Genomic DNA, 15,291 nt, shown 5'->3' with positions numbered 1-15,291 from the left:
AAATACATACAAAAACGCCGCTCAATGAGCGGCGTTTTCGGAGCAGGCAGTGAAGCACCCCTGAATGTTGCGAGCCTTAGGCGTCGCCGTTCCAGGGGCGGTCTCCATTCTCGTCCTTGATGCGGGTCGGCAGACCCATTACATCCAGTGCCTTGAGGAACGGCTCAGCCGGCAGCTCCTCGACGTTGGCCATACGCTGGACATCCCACTCGCCGCGGGCGACCAGCAGGGCAGCAGCGACTGGTGGTACGCCAGCGGTATAGGAAATGCCCTGGCTGTCGGTTTCGGCAAAGGCTTCCTCGTGGTCGGCCACGTTGTAGATGAACACTTCGCGCGGCTGGCCATCCTTGGTGCCCTTGACCAGATCACCGATGCAGGTCTTGCCGGTGTAGCCGGGCGCCAGCGAACTCGGATCAGGCAGCACGGCCTTGACCACTTTCAGCGGCACAACCTCCAGGCCTTCGGCGGTCTTGACCGGTTGCTCGGACAGCAGGCCGAGGTTCTTGAGTACGGTGAACACGTTGATGTAGTGCTCGCCGAAGCTCATCCAGAAGCGCACGTTGGGCACGTCCAGATTCTTCGACAGCGAGTGCACTTCATCGTGACCGGTCAGGTACAGATTCTGCGACCCTACGACTGGCAGGTCGTCGGTGCGCTTGACTTCGAACATGGTGTTACTGGTCCACTGGCTGTTCTGCCAGCTCCACACCTGTCCGGTGAACTCACGGAAATTGATTTCCGGATCGAAATTGGTGGCGAAATACTTGCCATGGGAACCGGCATTGACGTCGAGAATATCGATCGATTCAATTCGGTCGAAATACTGTTGCTGCGCAAGTGCAGCATAGGCGTTGACCACGCCTGGGTCGAAACCCACACCGAGAATGGCAGTGATGTTCTTCTCTTTACACTCTTCGAGATGATTCCACTCGTAGTTGCCGTACCAGGGCGGCGTCTCGCAGATTTTGCCCGGCTCCTCGTGAATGGCAGTGTCCAGATAGGCTACGCCGGTATCGATACAGGCACGCAGTACCGACATGTTGAGGAACGCGGAACCGACGTTGATGACGATCTGTGATCCGGTTTCGCGGATCAGCGACTTGGTCGCCTCGACATCCAGCGCATTCAGCGAGAAGGCTTTGATGTCGGCGGGTTGTTTGAGGCTACCCTTGGCCTTGACGCTATCGATGATGGCCTGGCATTTGGAGATGTTGCGCGACGCGATAGCGATACGACCGAGTTCATCGTTATGCTGTGCGCACTTGTGGGCCACCACCTTAGCGACACCTCCTGCACCAATGATAAGAACGTTCTTTTTCAATTGCTTTTACTCTCCTTTATCTGTCCGTTTACGAAAGGCTGGACAGGTAGTCTTCATAACCAAATTGGCGCACCACTTCGACCGTTCCGTCGAGTTGCTTTACCACGATGGATGGCATTTTCAGGCCGTTGAACCAGTTTTTCTTGACCATGGTGTAACCCGCGGTATCGATGAATGACAGTCGATCGCCGATGGCCAGCGGACGTTCAAATTGGTACTCGCCGAAGATGTCCCCGGCCAGGCACGACTTGCCGCACACCATGTAGGTGTGTTCACCGTCGCTCGGTGCCAGTTTGGCGTTGAGGCGATAAATCAGCAGGTCAAGCAAATGGGCTTCAATGGAGCTGTCCACCACTGCCAGGTGCTTGCCGTTGTAGAGGGTGTCGAGCACCGTCACTTCCAGCGAGGCACTGTTGGTGATCGCCGCTTCGCCGGGCTCCAGGTAGACCTGCACGCCGTACTTTTGCGAAAACGCCTTCAACCGCGCACAGAAAGCATCCAGCGCATAGCCTTCACCGGTGAAGTGAATACCGCCGCCCAGGCTGACCCAGCTGACCTTGTGCAGCAGCTCACCGAAGCGTTCTTCGATGGTGCAGAGCATTTGGTCGAACAGACCGAAGTCACCGTTCTCACAGTTATTGTGGAACATGAAGCCGGATATCTGATCGATAACGCCTTCGATCTTCACCGGGTCCCATTCGCCAAGACGGCTGAACGGACGCGCCGGGTCGGCAAGCAGATAATCGGAACTGCTGACTTGCGGGTTGACTCGCAGGCCGCGGACTTTGCCTTCAGCGCGCTTGGCAAAGCGTTGCAGCTGGCTGATGGAGTTGAAGATGATCTTGTCGCAATTGTCGAGCATCTCCTCGATCTCATCGTCGGCCCAGGCCACGCTGTAGGCGTGGGTTTCGCCTTCGAACTTCTGCCGGCCGAGCTTGAGCTCGTACAGCGACGACGAGGTGGTGCCGTCCATGTATTGCTGCATCAAATCAAACACCGACCAGGTCGCGAAGCACTTGAGCGCCAGCAGGGCCTTTGCCCCGGACTGTTCGCGCACATAGGCAATCTTCTGCATGTTGGTCAGCAGTTTCTGTTTGTCGATGAGGTAGTACGGTGTTTTGATCATTTCGAGGCCTCCGGCAAGGCCAGCCAAAAAAGGATGCGCATTGTGCCCGGACTGACTCCATATCGAAAGAGCTGAGCGTACGACTCATTGAGCTAATCAACACGCAGGGCGCGAATGTTGGCTGATGTCAGGCTCTGAGCAAGGGGTTTCGAAACGAACTTGATTGAGGGGAGGGAAGTGCACCATCGCGGAAGGGATGCGCTGATGGAATTGCGGAATTGAGGTTAGAGTGGTCGTCCATTTCTGTTTTCGCGCAGTTGCATCAAGCGGTGCCAGCGAACGTCCAGAGCCAGAAACTGTACATCTATCGCTATGTGACCAATGAATCGTCCGCTGTTTATTTCTCTGGATGGGCCCAAGGGCACCGGTAAAACCACACTGTTGGAGGCCGTTACGAAAGTACTGAGGGCTGACAATAGGAAAGTTGTCCGACTTTGCGAGAGGAAAAGCGATCCCTACAGGGGTAAAACCATGGCCCTGGTTAACAAGCTTGCCAGACATCCTTCCAGGGATCTGGAGTGGGCTGTGTGCCAGAGCTTTGCTGAAAGCCGCTGCTGGATTTCCCGACACGTACTGACTAAACAGCCGCTGGACAGCATCATCTTGATCGATCGCTGGTATCCGTCTGATGCCGCGTTTCGACAAACAATCCCGTTTGCCGAGATACTCCAGATGAACATGGATCGAGACGTGCGAGTGCCAGACCTGCATGTCGGCGTCGTCACCGCGCCGGATATTTCATGGGCAAGGGCCGCGACACGATCGCGGGGACTGGGCGGCACTGTGATCCAGAAGTACGCAGAGCACGTCGCGTGTACCGAGTTGTTCGAACAAGCGATTGCCGATCACGGCTGGGTTCTATGCCGTAATGAAGGAACGATTGAAGTCGCAACGATGCAGGTGGTTTCTGAGATCTATGAGGTGTTGGGCTGATTGTCGAAATAGAGGCAGGTGTTGCTGCAGGGATGTATAGCGCAATACACGATTTAACATAATATACATTACACGTAACAAGATGTTTCGGGATTAGCCCAGTTGCTGTCGAGATTTTTTAAATATGCGAATAAACAGCTAAATATGAAACGGCCGGAAAATCAGCCCCTTATTGAGATCTGCTCACTGCATCGTCCAGAAAATATTATTTAAATATGCGCATCAGCTTTGATACCGGGATTGGAAATCCTTAAACCGCTAGCGTGTGAATCGAGTCTGGTGGCCTTCGTTGCCGGAGCTGTTATCTGTCAGTCGTTTGATTTCTCAAAGGTCCAGCGTTGATCTTGCCGCATCCGTCGTACCTAGTCGGTCCGCATGAACAACTCGTCCAGGAATGTCACTAGCCACAACGCTGTGTGAAATCTGTGGCTTTCAGCATGGTGTTTGTGCACCGATTTCAACTGCTGCCATGCGTGGTAAAGACAAGCGCCGGCTGATTTACATGCAGATGCTGCAGGTTTGGCGGTTCCACCTTGCGATTGAAAGCTGCGGAGCTTTCCTCCCACCAAATACTCTGGAAGCTTCACCAGAATTTGGTTCAGTGTAATACCGTTGTAAACCTCAATTTTGGCTTGTTAACTGCGGTGGTTAACAGGTCAAAAAACAAGTTTACAGAGTAATACTGAACCACAATCGTTGGCGAAGCCGTGCGTGCACTGGGTGGGAAATTCGATTTGAGCGGCCTCGACGGCGTAACGCCTGCCGTCGACTACAACCAAGCTTTGCTTGATCTGGATCGCGGGTACGAAACGCACTACAAGCTGACCGCTACTAATTCGCACATTGTAGGAGTTGCCATGACGCCTGGCGTTTTGCGTAACGGTGCTTTATTTCGCCTATTATTGACCTGGAAGACGCCCAAGGTCGAAATCATGCAATCCATATTTTGGCCCATGAGTGCGGGCATGTTGAAGTGACCAATGCGTTCGACCGCTGCTTTGTTGATAGAACCCATGGAGGATCATCGTTTCTGGGTTGATATTCCCTATACTCCTGAAACAGATCCCCTCCTCTGCAAATAACCTATGAGGATAGCTAAACTAAACGGCTATTTAGTGTAGTTAACGGAATATAGCCGATGATCGAAGCAATTCCCTGCCTTTCTAGAAGTCTACCGTCGCCGAAAGCAGATAAGTTCTTGGCGTCGACAACGTCAATCCCGGCTCACTGTCATCCGAAGCCCCAGCCGAACTCCAATAGCGCTTATCCAGCACGTTCTCGACATTGGCGCGCAAAGTGATGGTCTTGTCTTCGACTTTGAACGCATAACGCGTACCTACGTCAAACCGCTCCCAGGCATCGATTTCCTTCTCGTTCGACTGATCCAGATACTGCGAACTCGAATAGATTCCGCGCCCTGTCAGTGTAAGCCCCTGCACGTTCGGCACATCCCATTCCGCGCCGAGGTTGACGTTGTACTTGGGTGTCGCCGGCGCACGGTTGCCGTCGAACGTGCCGTTGGTGGTCTCGGTCAACTTGCTGTCGATGTACATCACGCCGCCAAGCAGTCGAACGCCTTTCAGTGGCTCACCGAAAACGCTCAACTCCACACCGTCGTTCCGCCGCTTGCCGTTCGGGCCAAACACGCGCGTCGTGGCGTTGGTCTCGTAAGCTGGCTGTTTGATGCGAAATACCGCCGCCGTCAACGCATACGAACCTGCATCGTATTTGGCTCCGACCTCGACCTGACGGCTGATGAATGGCGGGAAGATTTCGTCCTCGTTTACCGACGTCGAAGGCGCGATCTTGCCTTGGCTCAGGCCTTCCATGTAGTTGGCCTACAGCGACAACTTGTCCGTCGCCTTGAACAGAATGCCGCCCGACGGCGAGACCTTTTCTTCGTCGTAGGCCGTATCACCCTTCACATCATCGCTCCAGTCATCGACCTTCACGCGCTGCCACCGGGCGCCGAGGGTCAGCAACAGGCGATCATCGAAGAAACCCAAGGTGTCCGACAGCGCCACGCCACTGAAGCGATTTTCGGTGTAGACCTTGGCGTCTTGCCGCGTCGGCGCGCCGGGTTTGGTGATTTCCACCGGGTCATACAGGTTGCTGCGCCCCGCCGCATAACGGGCGCCACCGTTTTCAAAGTCCATATAGAAGTAGCTGGCCGCCAGATTGATTTCGTGGCTCACCGGACCGGTGTGGAACCAGTTGCGTACGCCTGCCGTGGCGGTACGGACATTCTCGTCGCGGGTGAAATCCCGCGGTTGAACGCTGAAATCGCCGGCATCGTTGGTCACGGAAACCGCATGCCGCAGGAAATCGTGATTGCTTTTGCGGGCGCCAACACCGCCGTACACCATCACCGAATCACTGACATCAAACTCGGCGTTGACCGTGCCGAAGGTGTCTTTGGTCCGCGCCTGGCTCCACGGTTGCGCATAGTTATCGCGCACATCGTTGGCGTTGGGCACCTTGGCATTGGCGCCGACTTGCACGCGCTCTTGCGGTGCGTCGGTATCTCGCTCGGTATGGCCGACATCCGTCGACAGTCGCAGGCGCTCACCGCGAAAATCCAGGCCCAGCACCGCCATGTCGCGGTCAACACTCTGGTGATCCCATTCGGTATCGCCGGACTGTTTGACACCGTTGAAACGCAGGCCGAACTGGTTGTCCTCGCCAAAACGCCGCCCGACATCCACAGAACCACCGACTTGATTGTTTGAGGCGTAATTGGCTGTCAGCGAGGTGATGGGTTGGTCCGTCGCGCGTTTGGGCACCACGTTAATCCCCCCTCCTACACTGCCCCGCGGTGAAATACCGTTGATGAGTTGGCTCGGGCCTTTGAGGATGTCGACGCGATCGGCCATTTCCATGTCGATGGTGTACGTCGGCAGAACACCATAGAGGCCGTTATAGGCAACATCGCTGTTGAACAGGCTGAAGCCACGGATGGTGAATTGTTCATAGCGCCCGCCCGCTGGATTGGTCGCGCGCACTGAAGGATCTGTGGCAATCAGGTCACCGAGCGTTCGGGCCTGTTGATTCTTGACCGTCTCACTGGTGTAGGTGGTCATGCTGAACGGGGTTTCCATGAAGTCTTTAGACCCCAACAGCCCTTGCGAACCTCGACGTGCGACCTGGCCGCCGGCAAACACGTCGGCACCCGAAGAATCAGTGGCACCGAGTATCGAAGTCGGCGCCAGTTGCAGGCTGCCGCCCTCCGCCGCCGGAATCAGCGTGTAAGCATTGCCACCCACCGGTTGCAGCTGCAAACCAGAGCCCAGCAACAATCGGGTGAAGCCCTCCTCTACCCCATATTCACCGCTCAAACCCTTGCTGCTCTGGCCGCTGACCAGTGCGGGGTCCACCGACAGATTGACCCCGGCCAAACCGGCAAATCGTGTCAGTGCTGAACTCAAGCTGCCAGCGGGCACCTGATAACTGCGTCGCGAAGAGTCGTCAGCCCAACTGGACTGGATCATCAAGGGGCTGGCACTCAGGCTCAGCAGGAGGCTCAACTGCAACAACGGACGCAAACGACTTGGGAATACTGCGGGCATTGGAAGAAGCTCTCGATTTTGTTCACTTGCCTGGAATGACCAGCGAGGCGAAAAAAAGGGACAGGCTTCAGCCAGTTTTTTTCTGAGGGATGAGAGAAACCCAGAAACGGGTGCGTGTATGCACTTCGATTGGCAGGCTCGCCGCCAACAGCGAAAGGACTTGGTCGGTATTGTCGAGACGGAAACTACCCGTGACGCGCAGCGCCTCAAGCGCAGGATCCCAGCGCAGCAGACCTGAGCGATAACGGCTCAACTCGCGCAGAAAATCCCCCAGCGGTTGGTTCTGCGCCATCAATACACCCTCGCGCCAGCCCGGCATCAAGGCGTCGAATGCTGTAACAGGCCCCGCGCCAGACGCTTGCAGACTGACTTGTTGGCCCTGATTCAACATCAGCGCCGGCCCGTGCAGCGGTTGTAACTGAACCGAACCACTGAACACGGAAACAGTGCAATCACGCTCGTTGAGTCGCACGCAGACATCACTGCGACTGACGCTGATCCGTCCGTAATGAGCGTCGATCATCAGCGCTGACTTGCCGGGAACGTTGAGCGCCATTTCGCCGCGCACCAGCGTCAACTGACGGGCAGCAAGGTCTACGTTTACCGCACTGTTGGTGTTCAGTTGCACCGAACTGCCATCCGCCAATGGCAAACGTTTATGTTCCCCGGTACTGGTGTGCAAATCGGCACGCCAGACATCCAGCGGCAATTGCCGACTGATCAGCCACGCCGCTGGCACAAGCGCCGCCAGGCCCAGCGCGCGTTTCAGCGCTGCCCGGCGTGCCGGATCAGGACGATCCAGCGTGGCCATGGCCAATGCCGACGGCAGATCGTTGAACCGTTGGCGCAATAGCTGAATCTTCTGCCAGGCGTTTTCATGGCGGCTATCGCTGCTACGCCAGTTTTGCAGCCGCGCGTGATCGTCATCCGTCGCTTCGCCCGATTCGAGCAACGCCAGCCATTGTGCGGCGGCGCGTGCCACCTCTCGCGCTTGTGTTTCGGGCGCAACGCGCATCATAGATCCAACATCAAACAATGCTCATAAGCCTGCGCCATATAACGTTTTATTGTTCGTTCAGATACCTGCAAACGCGCGGCGATCTCGCGGTAACCGAGGCCCTCGAGCTGACTCCACAAAAATGCCCGGCGCACTGGCCTGGGCAAGCCATCAAGCAGTTCATCCAGCGCTTGCAGGGTTTCCAGCAACAACCAGCGCTGCTCCGGTGACGGCACGCTCTCCTCGGGCAATTGCGCCAAGGCTTCCAGATAGGCTTTTTCGAGGCTGCGGCGGGTGTAGAAATTGCTCAGCAAGCGTTTGCCCACGGTCAGCAGGTACGCGCGTGGTTCCTGAATATCTCTAAGTGGCTGAGCGCTGCCAAGCACGCGCAAGAAGGTGTCCTGACTCAGATCTGCCGCATCCCAGGCGTTACCCATGCGTCGACGCAGCCAGGTTTCCAGCCAGCCGCGATGATCGCGGTACAAGTCGTGCAGGTTCTGCTCCGAGGCCGGCGCTGCTTCAATCATCCAGGAGACCCTGCGCGAAGTTAGATTCAAATGAGACTGATTCTATTTAACTTCGCGTGGGACACAAAGGGATTTTCGTCGTTACGCCATTCGCGAGCGCTTGAGGGTCTCGCTCGGCAGTTCTTTGAACAGTGCCTGGTAACTGCTGGAAAACCGCCCCAGATGCCAGAACGACCAGTGCATGGCCACTTCAGCGACTGTGGTGTCCGCCGGTCTGCATTTAAGTAATTCGCGGTGAGCGCTGTTTAATCGGCGCAAGCGCAACCAGTGGCTTGGCGTCATCCCGGTATAGGCCTTGAAGGCCTGTTGCAATTGCCGCAGTGGCACGCCGGCGACGTGCGAAAGCTCCAGCAAATTCAACGTTTCTTCTGGCGAGTCGGCAGCCCACTCACCTACTCGTTTCATGATCATTCGTTCTTCGGTACGCCGCTGCAAACCGCCACGGTCAAGATCAACACGCGCGTTATCGAGGATGAACAAACAATCTTCAAGTAATTGCTGGGTTAGCGATTCTTTACTCGGTAAATCAACAGCTTGCGTCAACTTCGTGAGAGTTGAGCTTAACCAGCGACTGAACAGCGCGTTTTGCCCGCCATTGAGCGGCGCCATAAACAAGCCTTCCAGTTTCGCCACATCCAGACCGTGCTGGCGGACAAAATCCGGACCGAACACCACGGCGATTTCCTGATAGTTCTCCGGGGTGATCCAGATGTTGCGGCTGTCTTCATTGAGCAGATACAGCGCGTTGTCGCTGCGATCAAAACAGAACGCCAGAGCACCCGATGGCGCGCTGAAATTCTGCTCGACCCGGGTGTTCATCTGCTCTTCGTAAACCTCGACCCCCTGCAAATCCAGATAGCGGATCTGCCCGGCGAAATGCCCCGGCGACATCTGCTGGTAATGCTGGACCCAACCCGGCGTGGCGCGGATTTGCTCGGAGACATCAGCGGTGTTGAAAGCCTGAACCTGTAGCGGATTACACGTTGTCATGGGGTGACCTTGCGCACTCTTTTGGTGCGCTTTGGTGCTGCTTAAAGTGGATAGATGGAACTGCAAGGCTCGCCCAAGATAGTCGTCAACGCGCCACAGGGGAAGGGGCGGAAGATGAAACCCGCCCTCCCCGGCGTCTACAAAACCAATAACGAGGTCTTTATGAATGCCCCTTTCGATCAGCTGTTCACGTGGCTGAAAGATCACAAGATTACCGAAGTTGAATGTGTGGTCAGCGACCTGACCGGCATCGCCCGCGGCAAGATCGCACCGACCAACAAGTTCCTGCATGAGCGAGGCATGCGCCTGCCGGAAAGTGTGCTGCTGCAAACGGTAACCGGGGATTTTGTCGACGACGACATCTACTACGACCTGCTCGATCCGGCCGACATCGACATGGTGTGCAAGCCAGTGGCCGACGCGGTCTACGTGATTCCATGGGCGATCGAGCCAACCGCCATCGTCATCCACGACACCTTCGACAAGTTCGGCAACCCGATCGAGCTGTCGCCGCGCAACGTGCTGAAGAAGGTTTTGCAGCTCTACACCGACAAAGGCTGGAAGCCGATTGTCGCGCCAGAAATGGAGTTCTACCTGACCCAGCGCTGCGAAGACCCGGACTTGCCGCTGAAGGCACCGCTGGGCCGTTCCGGTCGCGCCGAAAGTGGTCGGCAGTCGTTCTCCATTGATGCCGCCAACGAATTCGATCCGCTGTTTGAAGACGTTTACGACTGGTGCGAACTGCAAGGCCTGGACCTCGACACGCTGATCCACGAAGACGGCCCGGCGCAGATGGAAATCAACTTCCGTCATGGCGACGCGCTGGATCTGGCCGACCAGATCACCGTATTCAAACGGACCATGCGTGAGGCAGCGCTCAAGCACAACGTCGCGGCGACGTTCATGGCCAAGCCGATTGGCGACGAGCCGGGCAGCGCCATGCACATCCACCAGAGTGTGGTGGACATCGCCACGGGCAATCCGATCTTCGCCAACGCCGATGGGCAGATGAGCGAGTTGTTCCTGCACTACATCGGTGGTTTGCAGAAGTACATCCCGAAAGTGCTGCCGATGTTCGCGCCGAACGTGAACTCCTTCCGCCGCTTCCTGCCCGACACCTCAGCGCCGGTCAACGTCGAATGGGGCGAAGAAAACCGCACCGTTGGTTTGCGTGTGCCGACCTCCGGCCCCGAGTCGATGCGCGTGGAAAACCGCCTGCCGGGCGCCGATGCCAACCCGTACCTGGCGATTGCCGCGAGCTTGCTGTGCGGTTACATCGGCATGGTCGAGGGCATCGAGCCGAGCGCTGCGGTACAAGGCCGCGCCTACGAACGTCGCAACCTGCGCCTGCCGATCACCATCGAAGAGGCCCTGACGCAGATGGAAGAGTGCGAAACCGTTGCGCAATACCTGGGTGAAAAATTCGTGCGCGGCTATGTCGCGGTGAAACGCGCCGAGCATGAAAACTTCAAGCGCGTAATCAGCTCGTGGGAACGTGAATTCCTGATGATGAGCGTCTAAACCACTTCAAAAATCCCATGTGGGAGCGAGCAGGCTCGCGAAGCCGTCGGCACAGTCACCATTGATGTTGCCTGACCCACCGCTATCGCCAGCAGGCTCGCTCCCACAAGGGGAATAGCGAACCACCTGAAAAAACCAATAAATTTAAGAGGTGTCGATATGCGTCTATTGAAATCCATGGTTCCCGCTGCGCTGGCGATGTTGTGCAGCACTGCTGCTCTAGCCCAGCCACAAGTCAGCGTCTACAACTGGACCGACTACATCGGTGAGACCACCCTCGCCGACTTCCAGAGCAGCAGCGGGATCAAGGTGATCTACGACGTTTTCGACTCCAACGAAACCCTCGAAGGCAAGCTCTTGGCGGGCCGCACCGGCTATGACGTTGTGGTGCCGTCCAACCACTTTCTCGCCCGTCAGGTGAAGGCCGGCGCATTCCTCAAGCTGGATCGCTCGCAACTGCCGAACTGGAAAAACCTCGACCCGAAGCTGCTTGAACTGCTGGAGAAAAACGACCCGGGTAACGCGCACGCTGTGCCGTACCTGTGGGGCACCAACGGCATCGGCTACAACGTCGACAAGGTCAAGCAAGTGTTGGGCATCGATCACATCGATTCCTGGGCCGTGCTGTTCGAGCCGGAAAACCTGAAGAAACTCAGCCAGTGCGGCGTGTCGATGATGGACTCCGCCGACGAAATATTCCCGGCCGTGCTCAACTACATGGGCATGGATCCGCGCAGCGAAAACCCGGAAGACTATAAGAAAGCCGAAGCGAAACTGCTGAGCATTCGCCCCTACATCACCTACTTCCACTCATCGAAGTACGTATCGGACCTGGCCAACGGTGATATCTGCGTCGCCTTTGGTTATTCCGGCGACGTGTTCCAGGCCGCCAACCGTGCCAAAGAAGCCAAGAACGGCGTGAATATCGCCTACGCCATCCCGAAAGAAGGCGCCAACTTGTGGTTCGACCTGTTGGCAATCCCGGCCGACGCCAGCAATCCCAAGGAGGCCCACGCCTTCATCAACTACCTGCTCGATCCACAAGTGATCGCCAAGGTCAGCGCTTCGGTCGGTTACGCCAACCCGAACCCCGCCGCCAAGCAGTACATGGATCCGGATCTGGTGAACAATCCTGAGGTTTATCCGCCACAGGAAGTCCTCGCCAAGCTCTACATCTCCTCTACCCCGCCCCAGGCGATCATGCGTTTGATGACCCGTTCCTGGAGCAAAGTGAAGTCGAACAAATGAATCAGTACACCCAGGAACACGCTCGCTCCTATTACGCCGCATCGGCTCGGGCGAGCCCCCCCTACCCCATGCTCAATGGTGATCTGACGGCTGACGTGTGCGTCATCGGCGGCGGGTTTACCGGGGTCAATACCGCCATTGAACTGGCTCAACGCGGGCTCTCGGTGATATTGATCGAAGCCCGGCGAATTGGCTGGGGCGCCAGCGGGCGCAATGGCGGCCAGTTGATTCGCGGCATCGGCCATGAGGTCGAAGGTTTCGCGAAACATGTCGGCCAGGAAGGCGTGCGCTATTTGCAGCGCGCCGGGATCGATTCGGTGGAGCTGGTGCGCCAGCGCATCGGCGACAACGCCATCGACTGCGATCTGCGTTGGGGCTTCTGCGAACTGGCCAACACGCCCGCGCAATTCGCCGCGTTCAAGGAAGAACAGGTTGGCCTCGCCGAACTCGGTTATGCCCACGAAATACGCTTGGTCGGCCCCGAGCAGATCCGCCAGCAAGTGGTCAACGCCGATGGCTATGCCGGCGGATTGATCGACATGGGCTCCGGCCATCTGCATCCACTGGATCTGGTGCAGGGCGAAGCGCGTCTGGCCGCGTCCCTTGGCGTGCGGATCTTCGAGCAAAGTCCGGTGCTGGAAATCATCCACGGCGCAACCGTGCAAGTCCGCTGCGCCAGCGGCACCGTACGCGCCGGCAGTCTGGTGCTCGGTTGCAACGCGCATCTGGATGAACTGGAGAAACAGCTCAGCGGCAAAGTGCTGCCGGCCGGCAGTTACATCATCGCCACTGAGCCCTTGTCCGAAGAGCGCGCCGCGCAACTGATCCCGCACAACCTCGCGCTGTGCGACCAGAAAGTCGGCCTCGACTACTACCGGCTCTCAGCAGACCGGCGTTTGCTGTTCGGCGGCGCCTGCCATTATTCCGGGCGAGATCCGGCAGATATCGCCGCCTACATGCGCCCAAAGATGCTCAAGGTCTTCCCGCAACTGGCGGACGTGCGCATCGACTACCAGTGGGGCGGCAAGATTGGCATCACCGCCAATCGCTTCCCGCAGGTCGGACGGCTCAAACAGCATCCGAACGTGTTCTACGCCCAAGGCTATTCCGGCCATGGCCTGAACGTCACCCATTGGTGCGCCAAGCTGCTCGGCGAGGCGATTCATGCCGGCCATAGCCAAGGCATGGACGTATTCAGCGGCGTGCCGCACATGACCTTCCCCGGCGGCCCGGCACTGCGCTCGCCGCTGCTGGCACTGGGGATGTTCTGGTATCGGTTGCGCGAGATGCTCGGCTGAGGTCTTTGCTCCTCTGCATTTGCTCTATCGCCAAGCACTTCTATATTGATGAAGTGCTTTGGCGTTCCTGACGCTCAGTGCCTAATTATTCGAGGAGGACACGGATGAAGTCGTCAGCCACCGACGAGCCGCGAGCACCAGGCCAGGCCCCGATCAAACCCCGCCGTTTCAGCGTATCGCTGGTGTGGATCGTACCGATCGTTGCCGTGTTGGTAGGCATTTCGCTGGTGGTGCACAACGTGATGCAGGAAGGGCCGGCCATTGTCGTCAACTTCAAGACTGGCAGCGGTCTGGTGGCCAACAAGACCGAGGTCAAGTACCGCAATGTGGTGATCGGTCAGGTGACCGAAGTCGAGTTGAGCAATGACCAGAAGAGCGTCAACGCCACCATCAAACTGGCCAAGCAGGCCGAAAGTTTTACCCGCGAAGACTCGCAGTTCTGGGTTGTCCGACCGCGCATCGGCGCTGGCGGTGTGTCAGGCATCGATACCCTGCTCTCCGGCGACTACATCGGTGCCGATATCGGCCAGGCCAACAATCGCGCCAAACAATTCAAGGGCCTGGAAAACCCGCCGCCGATCACCTACGGCGAACCGGGCAAGCGCTTCATGCTGCACACCCAGGATCTCGGCTCGCTGGACATCGGCTCACCGGTTTACTACCGCAAAATTCCGGTCGGCCAAGTCGTCACCTACGAGCTGGCCCCTGACGGTAAAGGCGTGAACATCGAAGTGTTCATTCATGCGCCCAACGACGCCTTCGTCACCGAAAACACCCGTTTCTGGAACGCCAGCGGCATTGACGTCAGCGTCGGAGCCAACGGGTTCCAGGTCAAGACCGAATCGCTGTCATCAATGCTGGTTGGCGGCATCGCCTTCCGTGCGCCGGACTACAGCCCCAATGACGTGGCGGCGACCGATGACAAGAAATTCGAACTGTTCGAAGACCAGCTGACCGCCCTCGCCCCGCCGAACGGCAAGGCGCAGTACCTGAGCTTGCGCTTCGACCAGTCCCTGCGCGGGCTCAAGGTTGGCGCACCGGTTGAGTTCCTCGGCATGGAGATCGGCCGGGTGGTGGCGATCAATCTGGATTTCGACGCGAAAAAACGCAGCTTTCCGCTTAACGTCGGCATCGTCATTTATCCGCAGCGCCTCGGTATGGCCTACGGGAAAATGCTCACCGCGTTCAAACACGACCCCAACGACGAAGCCGCCGGCATTCGCCTGATGGGCACCTTTATCGACAATGGCCTGCGCGCTCAGGCCCGCAGTGGCAACCTGCTGACGGGCCAGCTGTACGTGGCGCTGGATTTCTTCCCGAAAGCCGAAAAAGTCGCGTTCGACCCAACGGCCCGCCCGGTGGTGATTCCGACCGTGCCCGGCAGCCTCGAACAGCTGCAGGAAAAACTCGAAGCTGTGGTCGACAAGCTCAACAAATTGCCGGTGGATCGCATCGCCAACAACCTCGACAGCAATCTGGTCGAACTGCGCAAAGGCCTGGCCCAGTTCAACGCCAAGACCTTGCCGGGCGTGCAGAGCACCCTCGCCGATGTCAGCAAGACCTTGCAGTCCGCCAGTTCGACCCTGGCCGAAGATTCGCCGCAGCGCGAGAAACTCACTGAGACCCTCGACGAACTCGGGCGCATGTCGCGCTCGCTGCGTGAGCTGTCGGATTATCTGGGCCGCCATCCGGAATCACTGATACGTGGCCGCCCCGACAACGCCGCGCCAATCGATCTGAAAGGACCGCCACGCAATTGAGCAC

At 57.6% G+C, this 15,291-nt stretch carries 10 protein-coding genes and 2 pseudogenes; 6 read left to right on the top strand and 6 right to left on the bottom strand.

Annotated features, from left to right (window positions below; all coding sequences use genetic code 11):
• Positions 1-76: 76 nt before the first annotated feature.
• A complete protein-coding gene (locus ACA069_RS14555; RefSeq protein ID WP_187679874.1) occupies positions 77-1,321 on the bottom strand; it encodes a saccharopine dehydrogenase family protein in 1,245 nt (414 codons plus the stop codon).
• A gap of 28 nt (positions 1,322-1,349) precedes the next feature.
• Positions 1,350-2,447 carry a carboxynorspermidine decarboxylase gene (locus ACA069_RS14550; protein ID WP_187679875.1) on the bottom strand — a complete coding sequence of 366 codons (1,098 nt, stop codon included), beginning with the start codon at positions 2,445-2,447 and terminating at the stop codon, positions 1,350-1,352.
• Between the two features lie 321 nt (positions 2,448-2,768).
• On the opposite strand from ACA069_RS14550, the gene ACA069_RS14545 reads away from it, so the two are divergent.
• Positions 2,769-3,380, top strand: a complete 612-nt coding sequence (locus ACA069_RS14545) for a dTMP kinase (RefSeq protein WP_489880493.1) — start codon at positions 2,769-2,771, stop codon at positions 3,378-3,380.
• A gap of 734 nt (positions 3,381-4,114) precedes the next feature.
• Entirely contained in the window at positions 4,115-4,357 is a 243-nt protein-coding gene (locus tag ACA069_RS14540; protein WP_497613931.1) for a hypothetical protein, read from the top strand.
• A gap of 186 nt (positions 4,358-4,543) precedes the next feature.
• On the opposite strand, the pseudogene ACA069_RS14535 reads toward ACA069_RS14540, so the two are convergent.
• The 4 genes and pseudogenes from ACA069_RS14535 to ACA069_RS14520 form a co-directional block, all read right to left on the bottom strand.
• Positions 4,544-6,946, bottom strand: a pseudogene (locus tag ACA069_RS14535) (TonB-dependent siderophore receptor).
• A 67-nt stretch (positions 6,947-7,013) separates the two neighbouring features.
• Positions 7,014-7,961 (bottom strand): FecR domain-containing protein, encoded by a 948-nt coding sequence (locus ACA069_RS14530; RefSeq protein WP_497613929.1) that lies wholly within the window; start codon positions 7,959-7,961, stop codon positions 7,014-7,016.
• Positions 7,961-8,470 (bottom strand): sigma-70 family RNA polymerase sigma factor, encoded by a 510-nt coding sequence (locus ACA069_RS14525; RefSeq protein ID WP_187680577.1) that lies wholly within the window; start codon positions 8,468-8,470, stop codon positions 7,961-7,963. The genes ACA069_RS14530 and ACA069_RS14525 overlap by 1 nt, the downstream gene beginning before the upstream one ends.
• 81 nt (positions 8,471-8,551) lie before the next feature.
• Positions 8,552-9,460, bottom strand: a complete 909-nt coding sequence (locus tag ACA069_RS14520; protein WP_497613927.1) for a helix-turn-helix domain-containing protein — start codon at positions 9,458-9,460, stop codon at positions 8,552-8,554.
• Between the two features lie 162 nt (positions 9,461-9,622).
• On the opposite strand from ACA069_RS14520, the gene ACA069_RS14515 reads away from it, so the two are divergent.
• From ACA069_RS14515 to ACA069_RS14500, 4 genes and pseudogenes are all read left to right on the top strand, one after another.
• Positions 9,623-10,981, top strand: a complete 1,359-nt coding sequence (locus ACA069_RS14515; RefSeq protein WP_187680579.1) for a glutamine synthetase family protein — start codon at positions 9,623-9,625, stop codon at positions 10,979-10,981.
• 159 nt (positions 10,982-11,140) lie between these two features.
• Positions 11,141-12,229, top strand: a complete 1,089-nt coding sequence (locus ACA069_RS14510; RefSeq protein ID WP_187680580.1) for a polyamine ABC transporter substrate-binding protein — start codon at positions 11,141-11,143, stop codon at positions 12,227-12,229.
• Positions 12,187-13,527: pseudogene (locus tag ACA069_RS14505) on the top strand (NAD(P)/FAD-dependent oxidoreductase); the annotation flags it as partial. The gene ACA069_RS14510 and the pseudogene ACA069_RS14505, both read left to right, overlap by 43 nt.
• A 104-nt stretch (positions 13,528-13,631) precedes the next feature.
• Positions 13,632-15,287: a PqiB family protein gene (locus ACA069_RS14500; protein WP_497613924.1), complete on the top strand. Its 1,656-nt coding sequence runs from the start codon at positions 13,632-13,634 to the stop codon at positions 15,285-15,287.
• Positions 15,288-15,291: the final 4 nt, after the last annotated feature.

The organism is Pseudomonas sp. LBUM1652 (genome assembly GCF_059716105.1).
This window is presented reverse-complemented; position numbering and strand designations above follow the sequence as displayed.